Genomic DNA, 238 nt, shown 5'->3' on the forward strand with positions numbered 1-238 from the left:
GATGGGAAAAAGCTTGATGATGACCCTTGAGGATCTAAATCAATTATACCGATACGGTAACGTTTAATGTTAGTGGTAGCGAGTGCAGCAGCAATGTTAACCATGCTTGTTGTTTTACCACAACCACCTTTTAATGAATTAATAACAATAACTTGGAGTTTGTCTGTTGATGCGCGGTGATCAGGCTGTATGTCCATAATATCAGCCATAGCAAAAATATTAACTAAGGTGTAGGCAT

Annotated in this window: 1 protein-coding gene; it reads right to left on the reverse strand. The window is 38.2% G+C overall.

Annotation, left to right across the window (positions count from 1 at the left end):
- Positions 1-238: ParA family protein (locus AAEY55_RS18595; RefSeq protein ID WP_350552767.1), on the reverse strand; the 238-nt coding region annotated here is incomplete at both ends.

The organism is Pseudoalteromonas sp. 120-MNA-CIBAN-0494, assembly GCF_040308885.1.
In the GTDB taxonomy this organism is placed as follows: domain Bacteria; phylum Pseudomonadota; class Gammaproteobacteria; order Enterobacterales; family Alteromonadaceae; genus Pseudoalteromonas; species Pseudoalteromonas nigrifaciens.